General features: G+C 62.8%; 18 protein-coding genes. 5 read left to right on the top strand and 13 right to left on the bottom strand.

Annotated features, from left to right (window positions below; genetic code table 11):
• Positions 1–6: 6 nt before the first annotated feature.
• A complete protein-coding gene (locus L1F31_RS02455; RefSeq protein WP_265419116.1) occupies positions 7–1,320 on the bottom strand; it encodes an acyltransferase family protein in 1,314 nt (437 codons plus the stop codon).
• A gap of 108 nt (positions 1,321–1,428) precedes the next feature.
• Complete coding sequence (locus tag L1F31_RS02450) at positions 1,429–3,291, bottom strand: amidohydrolase (protein WP_265419115.1); 1,863 nt, start codon at positions 3,289–3,291, stop codon at positions 1,429–1,431.
• A gap of 70 nt (positions 3,292–3,361) precedes the next feature.
• Between L1F31_RS02450 and L1F31_RS02445 the strand changes: the two genes are divergently transcribed.
• Positions 3,362–3,859: a hypothetical protein gene (locus L1F31_RS02445; RefSeq protein WP_265419114.1), complete on the top strand. Its 498-nt coding sequence runs from the start codon at positions 3,362–3,364 to the stop codon at positions 3,857–3,859.
• A gap of 133 nt (positions 3,860–3,992) precedes the next feature.
• Here the strand turns inward: L1F31_RS02445 and L1F31_RS02440 are convergent, their stop codons facing one another.
• The 10 genes from L1F31_RS02440 to L1F31_RS02395 form a co-directional block, all read right to left on the bottom strand.
• Positions 3,993–4,793 carry a gamma-glutamyl-gamma-aminobutyrate hydrolase family protein gene (locus L1F31_RS02440; RefSeq protein ID WP_265419113.1) on the bottom strand — a complete coding sequence of 267 codons (801 nt, stop codon included), beginning with the start codon at positions 4,791–4,793 and terminating at the stop codon, positions 3,993–3,995.
• Positions 4,794–4,857: 64 nt separating this feature from the next.
• On the bottom strand, positions 4,858–5,577 hold the full coding sequence (locus tag L1F31_RS02435) for a gamma-glutamyl-gamma-aminobutyrate hydrolase family protein (protein ID WP_265419112.1): 720 nt from the start codon (positions 5,575–5,577) through the stop codon (positions 4,858–4,860).
• A complete protein-coding gene (locus tag L1F31_RS02430) occupies positions 5,574–6,365 on the bottom strand; it encodes a substrate-binding periplasmic protein (protein ID WP_265419111.1) in 792 nt (263 codons plus the stop codon). Before L1F31_RS02430 ends, L1F31_RS02435 begins: the two co-directional genes overlap by 4 nt.
• A gap of 26 nt (positions 6,366–6,391) precedes the next feature.
• Positions 6,392–7,711, bottom strand: a complete 1,320-nt coding sequence (locus L1F31_RS02425) for a glutamine synthetase family protein (RefSeq protein ID WP_265419110.1) — start codon at positions 7,709–7,711, stop codon at positions 6,392–6,394.
• Between the two features lie 35 nt (positions 7,712–7,746).
• On the bottom strand, positions 7,747–8,964 hold the full coding sequence (locus L1F31_RS02420) for an IS30 family transposase (RefSeq protein WP_265419350.1): 1,218 nt from the start codon (positions 8,962–8,964) through the stop codon (positions 7,747–7,749).
• 301 nt (positions 8,965–9,265) lie between these two features.
• A complete protein-coding gene (locus L1F31_RS02415) occupies positions 9,266–9,988 on the bottom strand; it encodes a cytochrome P450 (protein ID WP_265419109.1) in 723 nt (240 codons plus the stop codon).
• A gap of 160 nt (positions 9,989–10,148) precedes the next feature.
• Entirely contained in the window at positions 10,149–10,409 is a 261-nt protein-coding gene (locus L1F31_RS02410) for a hypothetical protein (RefSeq protein ID WP_265417433.1), read from the bottom strand.
• Complete coding sequence (gene istB / locus L1F31_RS02405) at positions 10,406–11,236, bottom strand: IS21-like element helper ATPase IstB (protein ID WP_265417432.1); 831 nt, start codon at positions 11,234–11,236, stop codon at positions 10,406–10,408. The genes L1F31_RS02410 and istB overlap by 4 nt, the downstream gene beginning before the upstream one ends.
• On the bottom strand, positions 11,233–12,771 hold the full coding sequence (istA, locus tag L1F31_RS02400) for an IS21 family transposase (RefSeq protein ID WP_265420372.1): 1,539 nt from the start codon (positions 12,769–12,771) through the stop codon (positions 11,233–11,235). The genes istB and istA overlap by 4 nt, the downstream gene beginning before the upstream one ends.
• A 131-nt stretch (positions 12,772–12,902) precedes the next feature.
• The gene (locus tag L1F31_RS02395) at positions 12,903–13,415 is read right to left on the bottom strand and encodes a cytochrome P450 family protein (protein ID WP_265419108.1); all 513 of its coding nucleotides are present in this window, start codon (positions 13,413–13,415) and stop codon (positions 12,903–12,905) included.
• Positions 13,416–13,825: 410 nt separating this feature from the next.
• Here L1F31_RS02395 and L1F31_RS02390 point away from each other — a divergent pair, with 410 nt between their 5' ends.
• The 4 genes from L1F31_RS02390 (at position 13,826) to L1F31_RS02375 (ending at position 17,223) form a co-directional block, all read left to right on the top strand.
• Positions 13,826–15,169 carry an FAD-dependent oxidoreductase gene (locus L1F31_RS02390; RefSeq protein WP_265419107.1) on the top strand — a complete coding sequence of 448 codons (1,344 nt, stop codon included), beginning with the start codon at positions 13,826–13,828 and terminating at the stop codon, positions 15,167–15,169.
• A 2-nt stretch (positions 15,170–15,171) separates the two neighbouring features.
• Positions 15,172–15,624 (top strand): flavodoxin domain-containing protein, encoded by a 453-nt coding sequence (locus L1F31_RS02385; RefSeq protein ID WP_265419106.1) that lies wholly within the window; start codon positions 15,172–15,174, stop codon positions 15,622–15,624.
• Positions 15,625–15,730: 106 nt separating this feature from the next.
• Positions 15,731–16,495 (top strand): FadR/GntR family transcriptional regulator, encoded by a 765-nt coding sequence (locus L1F31_RS02380; RefSeq protein WP_265419105.1) that lies wholly within the window; start codon positions 15,731–15,733, stop codon positions 16,493–16,495.
• An 11-nt stretch (positions 16,496–16,506) separates the two neighbouring features.
• Complete coding sequence (locus L1F31_RS02375; protein ID WP_265419104.1) at positions 16,507–17,223, top strand: cache domain-containing protein; 717 nt, start codon at positions 16,507–16,509, stop codon at positions 17,221–17,223.
• A 161-nt stretch (positions 17,224–17,384) separates the two neighbouring features.
• On the opposite strand, the gene L1F31_RS02370 is transcribed toward L1F31_RS02375, so the two are convergent.
• Positions 17,385–18,881: an APC family permease gene (locus tag L1F31_RS02370; RefSeq protein WP_265419103.1), complete on the bottom strand. Its 1,497-nt coding sequence runs from the start codon at positions 18,879–18,881 to the stop codon at positions 17,385–17,387.
• Positions 18,882–19,309: the final 428 nt, after the last annotated feature.

Here is a 19,309-nt window from a genome sequence, read left to right as displayed (position 1 = left end):
CGAGGGTCAGGCCTGTGCGGTTCGTCTGCCGGGCAGGCGGACGACTCCGAACGCGAGCATGCCGACAAGCGGCAGCAGCGGCCAGATCCAGGTGACGCCGTTGTCGTTGACCATGCCGGTGTCGGCCATGATCGCCAGGCCCGCGCAGATGGCCGCCGAGGCGGCGATCGGCTTCCACACCGGCGGCGCAGGCCGATCGTCGGGTGCCGGTGTTTCGAAGCGGCCGAAGATCGCCACGAGCACTCCGGTGATGGCCAGCAGAGCGATTGCCCACAGCGGTCGGGTGGCCCACCAGATGCCGGTCAGCGGGGTGGGCAGCAGGGCGCGTGCGTCGAGGGCGATGAGGATGTTGGCCAGGGCTGTCAGCGCGGTCAGGTGCCAGAGGAACCAGGTCATGATGCGCTGGTTGACCATGACGGTGAGGAACCACAAGCCCGGGCTGCGCAGGAGTTTCGCCAGTGGGCGCTGGAGCATGAGGACGATTCCGGCCTGCGCCATGCCGAGGAAGGCCATGGTCACGCGGGTCGGGGCCGAATTCGAGATCGCGTCGGTGCCGGCGGTGATCATCGACACCGGGTACGGGCCGAGCCCGACGAGGAGCCCGAGGCCGACGGCGCCGATGACGAAGAGCAGCAGGCAGCGTTTGATGCTGGAGAGTCGCCCGTCGAGCCAGGCGTAGCCGAACTGGTGGAAGCTCGCCCAGACGAGCAGATAGTTCGGGTAGCCGGCGAGCTTGCTGTCGGCGGCGATGCTGATGATGTCGATGATTCCGGCCAGGCCGATGCCGACGATGATCGACCACCAGCCCCACTTCTCCCACAGGATCAGACACGGCGGGGCGACGATGACGACGAGCAGATAGGCGGCGAGGAACCAGGTCGGCACCAGTGCCATCTGGGAAGCCAGCTGCACGGCGGCCGGCTCGGCACCAGCGGCCAATGCGATGACGCAGGTGGCCAACCAGGTCAGCAGCAGTGGGATGAGCGGCAGACCGAGTCGGCGCAGTCGGGCTCGCAGCCATTCGCCATACCCGGTGTTCCGGCGCCTCGCCGAGCGCCACGACAGGGCGTTGGAGTATCCGCCGACGAGGAAGAAGATCGGCATCACCTGGAACACCCAGGTCAGCGGGTGCGCCCATCGGGCTTGATCGAGAAGTCCGTGCGGGTTGATGCCGCCGGTGGCGCTGACGGCAATGATCGTCCAATGGCCGAGCACGACGACGGTGATCGCCGCGGCGCGGAGGAAGTCGACCTCGCGACTGCGGGAGTCAGGAGTCGCCTCGTCGACCTTGCGGGCCTGGGCGAGGAACGAGCGGGGCATGTGGGGACTTCCTTGTCGGCGGGGTGGCGGAGGGGGTGACGGTTGCTGTCGCGGGTGATGGTGCGGGCTTCGGGTGATGGTGCGGGCCGGCGGTCGGAGAGCTGCCAGTCAGGCTTCGTATTTGATCTCTCCGCCGACGACGGTGAGCGCGACACGGGTGTCACGGATCGCCTCGGCGTGGGCGAAGAGGGCTTCCTCGGAATCGTAACCGAGCAGGCCGTCTGCGTTGAGCTCTTCCGTCCTCGGCCTCTCGGCGTTGAGTCCGTCGGCGACGCAGGGATCCGTGTCGACGACGATGAAGTCGGCGTCCATGCCCGGCGCCAGATACCCGCGGCGATCCTCCAAACCGGCGGCGAACGCGGGCCCCTGAGTGTGCAGGCGGATGGCCTCGACGGCGCTCAGCCGACGGTGCGGTTGGAAGCTTGTCGCTGCGTCCCCAGAGATGTTCGCCCTGGTCATCGCCGCGTAGATCGCGGCGAACGGATTGGCAGGTTCGACAGGCCCGTCGGAGCCGAAGACCACGTGGGCACCCGCGGCGAGCAGGTCCGGCCAGGCGTAGGCGGCCAGCTGCGCGGATTCGTCGATGAGGTGGAGTAAGTGCAGATCGGAGATGCAGTGCCGGGGCTGCATCGAGGCGAGCACTCCGAGTTCGGCGAAGCGGGCGACGTCGCCCGGCTGGATGAACTGAGCATGTTCGACGCGGTGACGAAAAGGACGGTCGAAGCGTTCCTCGGCGGCCGCTGTGATCTCGCGCAGGCGGTCGAAGACTTCGAGCACGTGGTGGTTGGCTTGGTCGCCGATGGCGTGGATGGCCACGGAGATCCCCGCCTCGGTGGCGATGCGGGCCTGGTCGAAGAGTTCGTCCTCGGTCATCTGTGCGATGCCGAAGTTCTCCGCCTCACCGTCGGTTTCGGGAAACGGTGAGGACATGTGCGAGGTGTGCGAGCCGAGCGCGCCGTCGGAGAAGAGTTTGAGCCCGCCTCTCTGCAGCCAGTCGTCTCCGTCGCCGGTGTGCCAGCCGGTTTCGATTGCCCACGGCACTTCGGGTCCGCGCAGGAAGAGCGTGACCCGCATGTCCTGCCGGTCGGCTTCGCGCAGGTCGTTCCATCCCAGCGTCGAGGCGATGCCGTCGAAGTCGTGGATGCCGGTCAGCCCCTGGGACAGGAACAGCTTCTGCGTGACGGCGAGGCGTTCGACCTGCTCCTCACGGCTGGGTTCGGGGATGAAGCGGGCGACGAGGTCCGTGGCGTCTTCTCGCACGAGCCCGGTGAGCTGCCCGTCATCGTTGCGGACGAAGCTGCCACCCGAGGGATCGGGGGTCTCGGCGTCGATGCCGGCGATCTCGAGGGCGTGGGCATTGGCCCACAGGGTGTGCAGGTCGAGGGACCACATGGCCACGGGATGGTCGGGCACCTCGGCGTCGAGGAGCGTCCGGTCCGGGTAGGACGGGTCGTCCCATTTGTTGAGGTCCCAGCCGGAGCCGACAACCCAAGTGCCCACGGGGAGGGAATCTGCTCGTTCGCGGATGGCGGTGACCGCCTCGGCGAGGGATTTCGTCTGGGACAGATCGAGGTCGGTCAGCGAATCGGCGTATATGATCGAGTGGATGTGTCCGTCGACGAATCCGGGGAGGATGACTTGGCCGTTGCAGTCGATCTCATCGATCTCGAGGCCGGGGATGACCGTGGTCGCACCCACCCCACCCGCCGAGGCGAGCGCCGCCGTCGTCGATGACTCCGCGGCAGCGATGTCGAGCAGTTCGGCCCGAGTGCCGACGGCCACGATGGTCTCCCCGTCGACGAGGATCGCATCGGGCGCGGCGCCCTGGGCTGTGGGGTTGTCCGCGACAGGGGTGTCGATGGTTGGGACACCGCCACCGTCGCGCCGATCGGCACGGTCGGTGGTTCCGGCACTGTCGGGATGATCAGCGGGCGCGAAGGTGCGCACAACGGCGTTGGAGAACAGACGCATGGGCACCAGTCTAAGGGCCGTCCCCACTCCCCCACGAGCACCTTTTTCTACCGGGAGTAGAATGCGGTTCATGGCCAATTTCTTCAGCACTCAGGACACCCGGCTGGCGGCGGGAGCACGCGTCCTTCTGCCGGCGGTGTGGCTCGGGCTCATCATCGGCATCTCGCTCATCGAAGCCCCGCTGAAATTCACCGCCCCAGGCATCACCATCCCGCTGGGACTGGGCATCGGGCGCCTGGTGTTCGGCGTGATGAACTGGGTCGAGCTGGCGATTGCGGTGGTCCTGCTGTGGTCGATGCTCAAGTCGGGCGTCGACCGTGTCTACCGAGGTCTGGCCAGCGGGCTCATCGCCGTGCTCATCATCAAGGTCCTCGTCATCAGGCCGCTGCTCAACAAGCGCACCGACGCTGTGCTCGCCGGTGTTGACGACGGCGGATCGGCCATGCATCTGTTCTACATCGCCGCCGACGGGCTGCTCATCGTCGGTCTCATTGCCGCGCTCGTGCTTGCGGTGCGCCGCTGGGTGACGGTCCGCCCCGCCGTGGGAGCCGCCTCCACGTCTGTTTGAGGCGAACCTGAGCGTTCATCATTAACCGCTCCTGTCCCTACAGACTAGGGAACCCGTCTATCCCGGTTGACGTCGGCTGGACAGAGTCGATTCACTCCGATGCGGTGGAATGCCGACGCCGCGGCCCGCCTGCTCAGGCCGTGAGCGCGGCTGCTTTCCGTGCCCTGGCCTGCTCAAGGAAAGCGCTGAAGAGGATCTGACGGTCCTGCTCATCGGCGCCTTGTTCCTCTGGGTGCCACTGCACGCCGAGGATCCAGGAGTTCTCGATCCGTTCGGTGGCTTCGACGACACCGTCAGCGGCTCGTGCGGCCACCCGCAGTCCCTCCCCCACGCGGTCGACTGCCTGGTGATGGCCGTTGCGCACCGTGAGTTCGGCGCCTCCGTAGAGGTCGTGGACGATGGAACCGGGCGTCAGGGTCACGGTCTCGTCGATGAACAGAGGATGCCCGGGAGCGCCCTTGTGCAGGTCGAAAGGGTCTAGGTCCGGAATGAGCGAGCCGCCGCAGGCGACGTTGAGCAGCTGTGATCCTCGACAGAGCGCGAGGAGCGTCGCATCGTCAGCTATCGCCGACTGGATGACCGCGATCTCCCGATCATCGGCTCGTCGATCTTTGCCGTATTCGTTCGGCACCGGGCCGGTGTTCCCGTAAAGCCGCGAGTCGACGTCGCCCCCGCCGAGCACGAGGATGCCGTCGGCTCGCGCAATGGCTTCCTCATCGGGTGCGCTGTCGGCTCCGACGTCGTGGATTCTCACTCTCGCGCCGAGGCGATGCAGATCGTCGACGGCCGTGACAGTCAGATCCCGCTGCAGAGCGACCGAGTCGTCGGTCTGTCCAGGCATATTCAGCTGCACGACCACCACGATCTCGACATCCGCCGAATCAGCGGGACTCGTCCGCATGACGTCGTCGTGCGTCAGCACATTCCGATTCACTTCACTCCTTGACAATCGATTCGACCATTGACGAAATGCACCGCGTTCCAGCCTCGATGACGGTTCACACAACGGCGCCGAGGCGGCCGCGCATGCGTTCTGTCGCCTGAGCGACCACCCAGGCGAAGAGAGCGCTGTCGACGGCTTCGGTTTCCGCACGATCCTCTGGATGCCATTGCACCGCGACGATCGCATGGTTCGGGTCTTCGACGGCTTCGATGCACCCGTCGGCGGCGCGGGCAGTAACCTGCAGACCCTCGCCGAGGCGGTCGATGGCCTGGTGGTGGTAACTGGAGGTGTATGCCGTACCGGAGAGACCAAGCGCCTCCGACAGTCGCGAGTTCGCTGCTACCTCAACCGAATGGACGGTTCCGACGTGCTCGACCTCGGATTCGGGCCAATGCTGGTACAGGCTGCCGCCGCGCTCGACATTCCACAGCTGCAGTCCCCGGCAGATGAGCAAGGTGGGAATGCCCTGCTCTTCAGCCGCCGTGATGGCTCGCGCATCAGCGTTGTCCTGGCCCTCGAAATCGGTGCCGGCATACGTCTCATCGGGTATTTGCCCGTAGCGTCTCGGATCGATATCCGAGCCGCCGGGAAGCACGATCCCGTCGACATGTGCCAGCAGTCCGCCGTCCAGAGACGGAGGGATGACGACCGGCTCTCCTCCAGACACCGCGATGGCACGGAGCACGGCATCGGCCACGACGCTGCCGGAATAGCGAAGACCCTTCACCTGTGCCGAGGACATTGCGGGAACACCGATCAACGGCCTCTCGTTCATGCCGGAGTTCTTTCAACATCATCGGCAGAAGACGTCGTCACCTGTCCGGCTTCGAGAGTCTCGGCGGGGAATGGAAGGTGAGGCATCCATGCCGACCACACACGTTCGAGCGAACCGTCCTCGATGACCTTTCGGATCCCTTCGTCGAGTCGTTCGAGCAGCTCCGGTCGGCCCTTGGAGACGCCGACGCCCCAGGGGTTGCGGGTCTGAGCTGTGAAGGCCAGGTCGAATTCCGGCTCGTCGCCGAGGGGAACGGTGACCACATCGTCGTCGACCATTGCGTCGACGGTGCGGTCCCTGACAGCTTGGATCATGTCGCCGAAGACATCATCGGTGGGCCCGAACGGAACGAGTTCGGCTCCGGGGAATGTCTCAGCCAGGGCCATGTTCGCACTTCCCTCGATGGCCGCCACCTTGTAGCCTCGCAGGTCCTCCGGACTGCGGGCCGGATCACCTGCCCGCACCAACACGGATTCGTTGAACACGGCGTATGGGCGAGTGAAGTCGAGCTGTGCCACACGGGACGGGATGATCCCCTGCCCGCACCACACACCATCGGCGTCACCACGCTGGACCGACGGAATCATGTCGTCCCACGCGACCACGTGCCACTCGAGCCTGAGCCCGAGAGAATCAGCGACCAGTGCCGCTGCTTCGGGCTCGTAGCCAGTGCGAGTCACTCCGCCGTCGGTCGATTTGTCGAACAGCGGTGCGGCAGCCGAATCGATGCACGCCAAGCGGAGAATTCCGCTGTTCGCCCCAACGGATTCCGACGGGCCAGTATTCATGGTCCGCTCTCTCCTCTCCGCCGCGCTCACGGGATTGCCTGCCAGTACTGGTCGAACTCCCACTGCGTGAGTGCGCCGCAGTACTGTGCCCACTCGTTCTCCTTCATCTCGAGATAGGTCTCTGCGAGCTGTGGAGGCAAGGCGGTGCGGATGAACTCGTTGCCGCGGAATGCTTCGACAGCGTCGCCGAGCGTGCGCGGCAGGTCGACTCCCTTTGCACCAGCTTCCGGCGGCTCGATCTGGTTGCCGATCCCATCGGCTGCGGCAGCGGCCAGCAGCGAGTGGGAGAGATAGGGGTTGACGGAGGCGTCGGGAACCCGCACCTCGGCGCGTCCGTTCGAGGAGATCCGAATCATCGAAGCACGGTCGTCGAGACCCCAGTCGGCTGTTGCCGGCGCGAACTGGCCCGGGTCCCAGAAGCGCTTATACGAGTTCACCGTTGAGGCGAAGATGAGCATCATTGCCGGGGCATTCTTGATGATGCCGCCGACGACCCAGCGGCCGACCTGCGAGAGGTGGAGGTCCTTGACTCCCGCATCTGCGAAGGTGTTACGGCCGGACTCGTCCCACAGGGAGATGTTGTGGTGGCATCCGGCGCCCATCTCACCGATGAAGGGTTTGGGCATGAATGAGGCTTCGACATCGAACTCGCGGGCGACCTGCGAGCAGATCTGTCGATAGGTGACCAGCCGGTCCGCGGTCCTCTCGATCTCGTCGAAGTTCCAGTTGAGTTCGATCTGGCCCTTGTCCTCGTAGTCACCTTCGATCATGTCGAAGCCGAGTGCATTCGCGTATTCGTGGACGCGCTTGTAGATGGGACGCATACCTTCGAGGTATTCGACCTGGTAGGCGGGATTGTAGCCGGGGATCGTGTTCGGTTTGATCGATTCGCCGACCCACACCATCTCGGGTTCGGTTCCGGACTTCATCGTCAGCCCGAAGTGATCCTTGAGCAGCTGGTGCGTGCGCTTCATATGGGCACGAGAGTCGTGGAAGTTCGGCCGGCCGGCAATCTCGCCGAGGTGGTCCGGTTCGTAGGTCGAGCAGAAGATCCGTCCGATCGACTTGTCCCAGGGCAGCTGGTTGAACGAATCAGGCTCGGGCATCGCGACGAATTCCTTCGACCGGATGTCGGCGCCGATCGGGTTCCCGAACACGTCGTTCTGGAAGTCCATGAGTGCGTTTCGCGTGAAGTTCACACCCTTGTCCAGGTTGCGCACGATGTGCTTGGCCGGAACCATCTTCGCAACGGTGCGCGAGCGCAGCGTGGGGACCATGTAGTAGAGGTATTCGACGCCGGAGCGCTCGATCTTCTCTTTGATCTCCTCGACGGTGTCATTGTCCATATTGGCCGAATGATGACGTTCGAGGGCAGGCGGATTCAAGCTATCGTTGCAACACCTGTCGAATCGTCGTGTTCGTTCAATAGCTTAGCCAGGGCCTCGGCCGGTGTCTTCCAGCCCAGCCGTTTCCGGGGTCGGGCGTTGAGCTCAGCAGCGACCATATCGAGGTAACCCGACCCCCACTGGCTGAGGTCAGTGCTCTTCGGGAAGTACTGCCGATACAGCCCGTTGGTGTTCTCATTCGTTCCCCGCTGCCAAGGCGCATGCGGGTCACAGAAGTAGATATCAAAACCCGTGGCCTCAGCGATGCGTACATGTTCAGACATTTCACTGCCCTGATCCCAGGTCAGTGAGCGCTTCAACTCGGCCGGCAGCTGCGCCATCTTCGCGATCATCGCCTCGGCCACTGCGTTGGCTGTGTGTGACTCAGGCAGATGCAGCAACATCGAAAACCCCGTGGCACGCTCGACCAGAGTCCCGATCGCTGATCCCGATTCGACTGTCCCCAGGATAAGGTCGCCTTCCCAGTCGCCCGGCACGGCCCGGTCCTCGACCGCCTTGGGCCGGTCGGCGATGTTGACCATGTTCGGGATCCGTCCCCGCCGCTCCTGACTGGTTCTGCGCGGTTTACGCAGGCTGCGGCCCGTACGCAGATGCTTGACCAGTTCGCGCTTGAGTCCGCCTCGGCCTTGGACGTACAGGGACTGGTAGATCGTTTCGTGCGACACCCACATCTCCGGATCATCGGGGTAGTCCACGCGCAGTCGTGACGCGATCTGCTCGGGACTGTGGTTCAGTGCCAATCGTGCCTGCACCTCACGGCGCAGGGCAAGATTGGTAGTCAGCTTCCGGTCCCGGTGCCGATGGCGTTTCGCATCAGCGTCTTCCTGGGCGATCCTGGGCCGATAGGCCGGTCGGGAGGGTCTGACGTGTTCCGGGGCGCGTGCGGCGCGGCGCAGTTCGCGACTGATCGTTGACGGGCTTCGATTCAAACGCTCAGCGATTGCTCTGACGCCCAGCCCCTGACCCCGATAAACCGCGATGTCTTCACGGTCATCGATGGTCAGGAACCGGGTTGGGTGACCATAACCGATTGGTGGTTTCACACCTCCACGATGGCGAAACCACCGCCGAAGGATCGATACCGACACGCCCAATACCTCGGCGGCCTCTTCGACGGTCAATCCTGTCCTGATCAGGTCCCAGAATTGGGCCTCGACTGTTCTGGGCAGGGAACGGGGTCCGGGACGGGCCATGGCAACATCCTCCTCACTGGAGGTGTTGCGACGACTCCTTGAACCCAAGGCACCGTTGTCGAGGAGATCGTCCTGAATCGAAGTTTTGAAGGCATCTGCGAGGTTCGTTTCAGCCGAATCATTGCGACGCAGGATCTCCTGCACGCACGGATCTTCAGTGGTGGGCGGGGTTGTGATGGTCATAGCTTCCTCTTCTCGCGGACCGGCGACGATGCCGGGTTCTGAGTTCGGCGGGTGCCGAAGTTGTGTGCGGTGGGTATCTGAGGTGTGGTTCTCGAGTGGGCTGCAGGTGCGGCAGTGCTCAGCTGCGGACGTCGAACGTCAGCGGCAGGGTGATCGGCCCTGTGTTGCCCGAGTCGGGGAGCCAGGTGTCGCCTCCGGGACAGGCCAGATTGGTGATCTTGGCGGCTAGGAGCGGCAGCGCCTGGCTCATATCGGCCCTCGCAATGTAGTGGCCCAGGCAGTGATGGATCCCACCGCCGAATGTGAAGTGGGGCTTCCGCTCTTCAGCCGTGATGTCGATATCGGGATCAGGGTAGGCACGTTCATCGGTTCCCGAACTGTGGGTGAACAGATGGACGGTGGTGCCGGCTTCGAAATGCACTCCCTGGAAGTCGAAGTCCTCGATGACCTCCCGTGTCACCCACCGAGTCGTCGGATTCACACGCAGCACTTCTTCGAGCGCAGTTTTGGCCAATTCAGGCCGCTGCGCCAGAATCTCCCACTGTTCGGGGTTCCGGATGAACGTCTGGATTGCCAGGCCGAGCTGATTGCGGGTGGTGTCCATGCCGCCGAAGAGCATAAGGACGAGTGCATTGCGCAGCTCTTCGGCATCCAGCTTGTCTCCCGACTCGCTGAAATGGACCAAGCGCGACACGACGTCCTGACCAGGTTCGGCGCGTCGCTCCTCGATGAGGTCTTCGACGAATGCATACAGCTCATTCACCGCCTGATCGACCTCGTCGATCTTCTCTTTGACCTCGACGGACAGCGCATAGCCGACGGTTGAGTGTGTCAACCCCATTTGGCCCCACTGTGATGCTTTGATTTGGCCCCACCCCAGCATGTGTGGTCGTGCTCGCCGCGCGTTGGTAACAGTCGCGGCCCAGCGGGGTCGGGCGGTGTTGTGTTGCGAGCCTTTCTCCGGCCACAGGAGTGGCCGGGCCTCTCAGGTTCCAGTGTGGTCAGAACGGCGGATCGCCAGGGCCGTAGTCGGGTTCGGTTGGTCCGAATCGGCGACGCAGTCGCTGAAGGTCCTCAATAGCCGAATCGATCAGATCGGCGGCATGCTCGCGGCCACTGGGCTGAACAGACTCGATGGTGACACTGATCCCGTCCAGGAGATCCTGGGCGTCATTGAGGCGTTGGCTGATGTAGGCGACCCAGTCCTCGGTGGCATCGATGGCATTTCCGCTGGCTGGTTCCTGATCCTCGGTGGTGATCATGGTTGATCTCCTTCCTGCAAAGTGGCCTCTTCGCTCCTGGCCCGGGTGGTGCGCAGCCGGTAAGAGCTGGTGCCGGTGTTGATGATGTGGGCGTTAAACGTCAACCGATCGACAACGGCCGCGGCCAGCCGCGGGTCGGTGAATGTCTGCCCCCACTCGCTGAACGAGGCGTTCGAGGCTGTCGCAATCGAGGCTCGTTCCTCACGTTCGGTGATGATCTGGAAGAGTAACTCAGCTCCACGAGAATCGAGGCTGACATACCCCAACTCATCCAGGCACAGCAGGTCCAGGCGAGCATAGCGGCCCACTACCCGGGAGAGCTGCTTGGCATCGGCGGCCTCGGTGAGCTCGTTGACCAGGGCCGCCGTCGTGACGTAGCGGACTCTGCGGCCCTGCTCGGCCGCGGCGGTCCCCAGACCGATCAGCAGATGCGTCTTCCCTGTCCCGGAATCACCGAGTAGCACCAACGGCTCACCGGCATCGATCCACGCTCCGGTGGCCAGAGTCGCCAACCGGGCCGGCGGCAAATCCTCGATGGCGGCGGTATCGAAGTCGGACAGGTGCTTGGTGCGAGGAAACTTCGCTTCCTTGATCCGCCGGATCCGACGGCGGGCATCACGATCATCACACTCCGCGGCCAACACCTCAGCCAGGTAGGCCTTGTGCGAGAGCCGTTCTCGGGCTGCTGCCTCGGCCATCGGTGAGGCCTGGTCACGGATCGTGGGCATGAACAGGGTCCGACAAGCCGTGGCGATCGCGGCCTCAGCCGCCTGATCACCCAGAGCAGTCACTGCCGGCGTCGATGCCGGGATGGTTTTCGCGTTCATGCTCCCACCACCGAGACCAGTTCGTCATAGGCGCCCAGGCCCGGCACCGGCCTCTCCCCGACTGGTCCGACGTGGGCCGGGACGACCACCGCCGGTGGCGCAGTCATCGCCTGACCGGCCCGGCGGGCCTCGACCGCGACCACATCAGCATCGAAGCATCCCAACCCGGTCGCGGTTGTCAATGCGGTGACAATGTCACCGTTGGGCAGGCTGCGGTGCAGTAGCAGCACACCGATGAGCGCCCGGGTCCCGGCCGTGTCGCCGAGTTGCCCACGCGCAGCATCCCAGAACCGTTGATGAGCGTTCGTGAACATCCCGGACTTCCGGGCAGCCGCCAGCGCGGTGGCCCCGGCGAATGCTCCGGGCTTGCGTATGAGGACTTCCAGGTAGTGATCGAGGACCAAATCTTCGGTGTACTTATGCAGCGACCGGGTATGGACAGCGACCACCCCCGACTCAGCGATCACGGTCACCGTCGTGGCCCCCAAACGCACCTGGAGGCGTCTGCCAGCCAACCGGGCCGGCACCGAGTAATAGGACTGACGTACGCACACTCTGGCTCTCGCATCGACCCGACACGACAGGGTCTGCGCGGCATCGAAGACCTCATCGGGCAAACCCCGCAGGCCAGGCAGCTCCCGGGCCGCCGCGGCCCCGACCGTCTCGACCCGGCCGGTGATCTTTCGGTCGTCATCACCAGCATCGGCAGCGACCATGAAAGCGTTGAGCTCGGCTAAGGAGGCGAACTCGGGCACCGGCACCAGATGACGGCGCCGGAACCGACCGACCTCCCCCTCGACGCCACCCTTCTCATGAGCACCCTTGATCCCGGGCTGGCAGAAGAAGCTATCGAACCCGTAATGCGACCTCAGGGCGACAAACCGGGGATTCTCCTCCCGTTCCCGACCCAGCAGCACCCGCACCACCGCCGGAGTCAGGTTGTCATACCGGATCATGCCCGTCGGGACTCCACCGAGCCGGTCGAAGGCCTTCACATGACCGTCGAGAAACGACTCCTGAGCCTGGTTGGCGTAAGCAATGTGCACGGCTTTACCCGAATGCGATAGGCGCAGAATGAACATCCACAGCTTCAACCACACCCCACCGATGAGGGCGTAGAACTCCCCGAAGTCGACCTCGGCTTCAGCCGCCGGGGCATGGGTTTGAGGAACCTTGACCTCCAACGACTGATCGAAAATGTCCCGGCGCAGCTTCGCGACCAGGGTTCGCACACTCGACTCCGCAACCTCGACTCCTTCCTCCTCGACGAGGCGCTGCCAGACCCGCCGGGCGGTATGACGCTGCTTCCGAGGGACCTCTTTGTCAGCAACTAACCAAGCCCGGACGGTGGCAACGTGCTCACCGAGGACTGGTGCTACCCTCTCCGGAGTCTTCCGCCGCGGTGGTACCGCATCCGCCAACGCCTGACGTACCGTCCTGCGGTGGACCTTGTACTTTTGGGCTAACTGTCGAATCGACATCTCATGGTCTCTGTGGTCTCGTCGGATATTCTCGAATTGCTCCACTCTCGACATCTCCTTCATATGCCCCACCTCTTCGTGAACGTCTTGGTCGACATCACGAACGGTACGGCTGGTAGGTCGGGGGTGGGGCCAAATCAGAGGATCATTTTTGCTCCAAGTGGGGCCATTTCAGACTGTCACACTCAGACGGTGTTCGCTCGAGAGGCGATGAACGGCCAATGCTTATGATCGAGTCCCATCATTGCGCACAGCGCTCGGGTCGCGAACGGTTCGGCGAAGTCACGCACGAAATCGCATTCGCCCTGATCGGCGAATCCGGCTATGAGCTCCTCGGCGATCTCTGCGAATTCCGGTTCGAGCTTCCGTGCCATGGATGGGGAGAAAGCAGGGTTGAGGAGTCGACGGATGCGGTGGTGTTCGTCGCTTTCGAGAACAAGCAGATTCTTGCTCCACCACTCGTGGAAAGCACCTGAATGGACCCCATGGTGATCAGGCCAGCGAGCGCTTCCCTGCGAAAGCTTCTGGTCCTTGAGCAGGGCGGCGACCTCGTCATAGCGCAGCACCGCGAAACCGTAGTTGGTCTGAGCGATCCAAGATTGCTCACGCGCGTCTCTGACCTGCTCGGATGCCATGGCGAAACTCGGATCTGAGATGTCCAGATACGGAATCTCTGCTGTATCGACCGTGGTGGTCATGGTGTTCACACTCCCGCGAATCCTCGTTGATCTACGCTTGAACTAAACATTCATTTCTGAATGAATGATTTCCATGAATCAAATCACACTCCTACCCGTCGCGCAAGACCTCTCCGGAGATTCCCCCGCCTCATCGGCGTTCAATCCCCATAACTACATTCCCCACATATCAGCCATAGGGCAGCCTCGACGCGCCTTTCGAGAGCCGGCTGGGTGAAAGAACGCCGCGCCAGGGGGTTGCCGAATTCTCAGCGATCCGCAATGATTGAAAAACAGATGTTATTGATTTCTGTCCTCGATCGCTGTCAGACGTCTTGAATCTGCCGTCTCTGACGGACACAGCGATCCCGACGATGGTGGACGAGCACCGGAGTTCAATGGAGAAATCGTCGACCAATGGAGGCCGAACAATGAATGCCCAGACACCTCGCCGCATTGCCGTCATCGGCAGCGGACCGGGCGGATGCTTCACGGCGCAGGCACTGAGACGACACTGGAAAGATGCAGAGATCACGATTTTCGATCGTCTCGCCGCACCGTACGGACTGATCCGCTACGGAGTCGCCGCCGATCACCAGCACACGAAGGCTGTGACTCGGCAGTTCGATCGCAACTTCCTCTCCGATGACTTCCGCTTCGCCGGAAATGTCGAGGTCGGCAGCGACATCAGCCTGGCCGAACTCAGGTCCGTCTTCGACATCGTCGTCCTTGCGACTGGTCGCTGGCGCGACCGCGCATTGACTGTCCCGGGATCCCACTTGGATGGTGTTCTGGTTTCCGGCGACATCGTCAATGCGCTCAACACCGTTCCTCGACCGAATCTGCCGATGCCGTCCATCGGTGAACGGGTCGTTGTCGTGGGGGCCGGGAACGTCGCTCTCGACATGGTGCGCTTCCTCACCAAGACCGCTTCCGACTACGTCGACAGCGATGTCAGCCCCGAGGCCCTGGCCTCCTACCTGTCACGGCCGGCACGCGAGATCACGGTGCTCAGCCGCTCTCCGATCGCATCGGCGAAGGCTGATGTGGCGATGGTTCGCGAACTCGGCAAGATCCCAGGAGTCGCCTTCACCGTTGCCAATTCATCATCTGCCGCCGAGGACAACAGCCTCGGTCTCAAGCGAGAGGCAGCCTTCGCAGATCTCGCAGCCATCGAACCCGATGAGACGCGAGCGGTGGTCCGCTTCGTCTTCGGTGCCACACCCTCACGCATTCGGGGCACCGATCATGTCGAGTCCGTCCATCTCTCAGAGGCGCCTGCCGGGGAGACCAGCGTCATTCCCGCTGATACCGTCATTTCGGCGATCGGCTTCGATGTCAACGCTCCTGGCCATTGGCATTATGCGGAAGAGTACGACTTCGCCCCGTCTGACGGCCCGGGCCGACTCGAATGCGGCCTCTACCGAGCAGGATGGCTCAAGCGCGGCCCGGTCGGGGCGATCCCGGCCAACCGGGCCGACGCCCACCAGGTTGCGAAAGAGATCATCGCCGACGTCGAATCCGGCAGATGTCCCGTCGGAGACGACCCCGGCGGCTTCCTCGCACTTCCTGAAAGCCTGCGCTGCCAGGCGGTGAGCTTCTCCGATTGGCAGCACATCGATGCCGCAGAAGTCGCCAACGCCGAACCGTCACGGATTCGGACGAAGTTCAAGACCCATGCCGAGATGCTCGATACGGTCGAGGGCCTCAGAACGAACGTCTCTGCCGCCAACCCTCAGACCATCGTCTCATCACGCTCTATGGTGAAAGGATAGCCATGAATATCGTCGTCCTCTATGGAACCGAGTCGGGAAACTCCGAGCTCATCGCTCAGGACCTCTCAGACAAGATCAACGCCGATGGGCGGTCCGCTGAAGTCTCCGATCTGCAGGACTTCGAACCGGAGTCCATCACGGCTGAGAACTTCTACATCATCGTGTGCTCAACACACGGCGACGGAGAACTGCCCAATACTGCCCAAGACTTCTTCGAGAAGTTCTCCAACTTCGAGGGAGATCTGGCCGGCGTCCGCTATGCGATGTTCGGGTTGGGAGACAGCTTCTACGAGGAGACCTACTCTCAGGGCAGCGAGCACATCGACCGTCGCTTCGCCGAGCTCGGCGCAGAGCGCGTCGGTGAGTACGGCCGCCATGATGCCTCCTCCTGGGACCTGCCGAGCGATGTCGCGCTCGAGTGGCTGCCCGCGGTCGTCTCCGCTGCTGACGCCTGAGCCGACCGCCGCCGCACCTCTGAGGCAATCGCCGCAGCCATCGGGCCAGTCACGTCCAGACGGTAGGATCGAGCAAGGCGATGTGACCCCAGGAGGTGCAGGACTGTTGAGCCAGGCATTCAGGTACGTGCTTGCTTCTCACGGATCGAGCGGACCATTCGGCTACGGCGATGCCCTGGCAGATCAGATCGTCTCTGCGATCTCGCTCGGCTCGATCTCGGTCGGGGAACGCCTCCCTGCCGAGGTCGAGCTCGCTGATGAGTTCAACGTCGCTGTGGCGACGCTGCGGAAGAGCCTCGCGCTGCTGCGAGACAAAGGCATCGTCGAAACCCGTCGGGGTCGCGGCGGCGGAACCTTCATCGTCAAGGTCCCCTTCCCCTCCGACGAACAGATCAGCACCTATCTTGCGAGCCTGTCCATCGTGGCCTATCGCGACTACGGCGATGAGCACACGGCCGTCGCCACCGGCATTGTCCGTTTGGCATGCCAACGCGCCCACTCTCAAGCCATCGGCGAACTCCGTCATGCCGCACAGAGGCTCGAGGAAGCGACAACTCTTGCAGAATGTTCGGCAGCCGATTCTCGATTCCACACCCAGCTGGGCGTCGTTTCCCAGTCTCCGAGGCTGCTGCGCGCATCCATGCGCCTGCAAAGTGAGATTCTGGCCCTCAAATGGTCTCCCGCCGGCGCCGCTGCGCAGAAGAACGAGGTACTCGCTGACAACGCCGAAATCGTCGAAGCCGTCGCCGCTCACGATATCGAACGCGCAGAGCGTGCGGTTGAGGCGAATATCAGGAAGACTGTCTACAGTCTCATCGACGTCAAGCTGACCATCGAATCCCATGGCGCTGACCAGTCGACTGTGCAGTGAGTAGGAGCGACATGACCAATTCTGCTGTGCGTGACGTAGCACGGGAGCTCTCGGCCTGGGCAGACGGCCTGTTCCTCGGGCTCGAGGAGCTCGAACGCAACCTCAGTGCCCATCTCACCGCTGACTTCGCAGGAGAACCTCCGTTCGAGGTCGGCCGGAGAGCTCGCGCGGCACTGGGAGCCGACATCGCCGATTTCCTCGGTGCCCATGCCGGATTCGACGGTGCCGGACTCATCTTCAAACTCGATCTGCTGGAGCCGTCCACTGCCCGCATCGAATGGTGGATCACCGACGGCGACGGCGTCGCGCGCAGGGACTTCATCCTCGATCGCAGCTCGGACCGGTTCTACGACTACGAATATCTCGAGTGGTTCGAAGGCGGCTTCAACGCTGGGACCCGGACCTTGGCAGGCCCCTATATCGACCACCTCGGAGTTGATGACTATATCGTCACTCTCACCGTTCCGTGCCACGTGAATGGCAGCAAGGTCGGGGTCGCAGGGATCGACATACTCATGAATGACGTCGAGTCCCAGCTGCTGCGAATGCTCTCACCGCTCGGCCATGGTGCAGCCGTACTCAGCAGGCACAATCAGGTGCTTGTCGGAAATTCCGGAGAGCTGAGCACCGGGGTGCGCATTGCAGTGATGCCGCCGGGATACTCTCGCCTGCCTCTTGACGTGACAGGCGTGGACCTCAGTCTGCTCTATCGCGTTGACGAAAGCTGATCCGACGCCACCGTTCGCGAAGACCAGTCTGATGCCGGATCAGCAGTGCGGCCCCTGTCATATCGACAGGGGCCGCACTCATTGCTTCGGGGACTGATTCTGCACTGATTCCGTGCGAGTCAGGATCGGCACGTTCCTGGAGTCGACCCCGCTGCCTCGTCTCAGTCGAACTTCGTCCGCTCGGGCACAGCATGTGCGAACTGTGTTGCATCTCCGCCTGCTCGCCCACGGCGCTCAGGATGGGAGGTGAACAGATACAGGGCACCGACTCCGACGACCACCAACGACATGAGTCCCACGATCCATGCGTCGTACCAGGGCACATCCGGCACCGGCCACAGAACGATGACCATGGCGAAGATCTGATAGACCAGAGCCGAGATCGAGATGAGCCAGCCCCATTTGCCCATGGTGAACTCTCCGCTCGGCTTCCAGCCTTTCACCCGTGCCCTGATCGAGGCGAACACCACCGAGGCGAAGGCCAGGTAGATGCCGAATGAGGCGAACGAGATGATAGCCAGGAGCGCATTCTCGCTCAGCAGTGAGATGAGGATGACGGCCGAGGGGATCGCACCGGCAACGATGAGCGCATACGGAGGGACTGCGCGTGTCCGGCTGAACTTTGCCAGCAGATGCGAGAACGGCAGCTGATTGTCTCGACCCATCGAGTACATCAGGCGCGATGCGGCTGCCTGCAGAGAGATCGTGCAGGAGAGGAACGACACCAGGACGACAGCCATCACCAGCTTGAAGCCGACCGGACCGAAGGCTTCGAGGAAGACGACTGTGATCGGATCCGGAATCGTTCCGTTGATGATGTCTTCGAAGCTGCCCACCGACAGGATCAGTCCCAGAGCGATGAACATCGAGGCGAGACCACCGACGTAGATCGTCATCCGCATCGCTTTGGGGATGACACGACCGGGGTTGCGCACCTCTTCGGCGACGTCGCCATTGGCTTCGAAGCCGTAGTAAAGGTAGATGCCCATGATCGCGGCTCCGACGAAGGCGAGTGCAAATGGGGTCTGATCCTGCATGTCAGCCGGCCGGAAGTCCTGAAACAGCACTGACAGGTCGTGTTTGCGCACCGTGAGCAGCAGCCATACACCAATTGCCGCGGTGGCGAAGATCTCCACAACGAAGCCGACGAATGCGACATTGGCCAGGAACTTCGTCCCGCACAGATTGGCGATGGTGGCGAGGAAGATGATGAAGAGCGCCAAAAGCACGTTGGCGATCGGAGACATCTCGATCCCCAGAAGGGCACCGAGGAACGGCCCGGCTCCATAGGCCACCGAGGCGATGGTGACGTTGATGGCGATCATGTAGATCCAACCGCTCATCCACCCCCACTTCTTTCCCCAGAGGTGCTTGTTCCAGGGGTAGATTCCGCCGGCGATCGGATATTGAGAGACAACTTCGCCGAAGACGGTTGCCACGAGGAGCTGACCGGCTCCGGCGAGGATCAGCATCCAGAATGCTGGCGGTCCGGCCAGTGCCATCGACGCGGCGAAGGTCGCATACACGCCGACGACTGGTGACAAGTAAGTGAATCCGAGGGCGAGGTTGCCCCAGAATCCCATGTCCCGTTTGAAGTCTCCGCCCTCGTCGTGGGCATTGCTGCCCGTAGCGGGATTGAGTGTTGATTGAGTGTCCATGCTCCCGATTCCTTCGTTGGAGTCGAAGCTCGCCCACCACATCACCCTCGCTCCGATAACAGCCCGTTCGATCCTCTTATACGACGTGGCCGACTGCGATGGAAGCGAAGCGCCGTCATGGCAAGGTTCGCTGAACTAAAACCTATGTTTATATTTCTTTAAATGGCCTGAGTGCCGAAATAATCGGATCAGGAATCGATACGAATCGCCCCGAACAGCCTGAAGTTGAACGTCTCCCCCTTGAAATGCCACGGCTTCGAGGTCTCACTAAGCGAACAGATCATCGGTGATCCATCCTGCGGGTCATCAGAATACTATCAACTCTATATGTTTAAGCAAGGCATTTTCAGCAACGTTTGTGACACGGGCCTCTTCGGCGCCCGTGCAATGGACCCACACTGCGTGCCCGACCCGCCCCACCCTGCGGT

The organism is Brevibacterium spongiae (genome assembly GCF_026168515.1).
Classification (GTDB): Bacteria; Actinomycetota; Actinomycetes; order Actinomycetales; family Brevibacteriaceae; genus Brevibacterium; species Brevibacterium spongiae.
The sequence above is the reverse complement of the archived record's forward strand: the minus strand, read 5'-3'. Positions and strand labels throughout refer to the sequence as shown.

What these genes read in the sequence shown, in the direction of transcription:
- L1F31_RS02455 (WP_265419116.1), bottom strand. Translation starts at nt 1,320, where the DNA reads ATGCCCCGCTCGTTCCTCGCCCAGGCCCGCAAGGTCGACGAGGCGACT.
- L1F31_RS02450 (WP_265419115.1), bottom strand. Translation starts at nt 3,291, where the DNA reads ATGCGTCTGTTCTCCAACGCCGTTGTGCGCACCTTCGCGCCCGCTGAT.
- L1F31_RS02445 (WP_265419114.1), top strand. Translation starts at nt 3,362, where the DNA reads ATGGCCAATTTCTTCAGCACTCAGGACACCCGGCTGGCGGCGGGAGCA.
- L1F31_RS02435 (WP_265419112.1), bottom strand. Translation starts at nt 5,577, where the DNA reads ATGAACGAGAGGCCGTTGATCGGTGTTCCCGCAATGTCCTCGGCACAG.
- L1F31_RS02430 (WP_265419111.1), bottom strand. Translation starts at nt 6,365, where the DNA reads ATGAATACTGGCCCGTCGGAATCCGTTGGGGCGAACAGCGGAATTCTC.
- L1F31_RS02425 (WP_265419110.1), bottom strand. Translation starts at nt 7,711, where the DNA reads ATGGACAATGACACCGTCGAGGAGATCAAAGAGAAGATCGAGCGCTCC.
- L1F31_RS02420 (WP_265419350.1), bottom strand. Translation starts at nt 8,964, where the DNA reads ATGGCCCGTCCCGGACCCCGTTCCCTGCCCAGAACAGTCGAGGCCCAA.
- L1F31_RS02415 (WP_265419109.1), bottom strand. Translation starts at nt 9,988, where the DNA reads ATGGGGTTGACACACTCAACCGTCGGCTATGCGCTGTCCGTCGAGGTC.
- L1F31_RS02410 (WP_265417433.1), bottom strand. Translation starts at nt 10,409, where the DNA reads ATGATCACCACCGAGGATCAGGAACCAGCCAGCGGAAATGCCATCGAT.
- istB (WP_265417432.1), bottom strand. Translation starts at nt 11,236, where the DNA reads ATGAACGCGAAAACCATCCCGGCATCGACGCCGGCAGTGACTGCTCTG.
- istA (WP_265420372.1), bottom strand. Translation starts at nt 12,771, where the DNA reads ATGTCGAGAGTGGAGCAATTCGAGAATATCCGACGAGACCACAGAGAC.
- L1F31_RS02395 (WP_265419108.1), bottom strand. Translation starts at nt 13,415, where the DNA reads ATGACCACCACGGTCGATACAGCAGAGATTCCGTATCTGGACATCTCA.
- L1F31_RS02390 (WP_265419107.1), top strand. Translation starts at nt 13,826, where the DNA reads ATGAATGCCCAGACACCTCGCCGCATTGCCGTCATCGGCAGCGGACCG.
- L1F31_RS02385 (WP_265419106.1), top strand. Translation starts at nt 15,172, where the DNA reads ATGAATATCGTCGTCCTCTATGGAACCGAGTCGGGAAACTCCGAGCTC.
- L1F31_RS02375 (WP_265419104.1), top strand. Translation starts at nt 16,507, where the DNA reads ATGACCAATTCTGCTGTGCGTGACGTAGCACGGGAGCTCTCGGCCTGG.
- L1F31_RS02370 (WP_265419103.1), bottom strand. Translation starts at nt 18,881, where the DNA reads ATGGACACTCAATCAACACTCAATCCCGCTACGGGCAGCAATGCCCAC.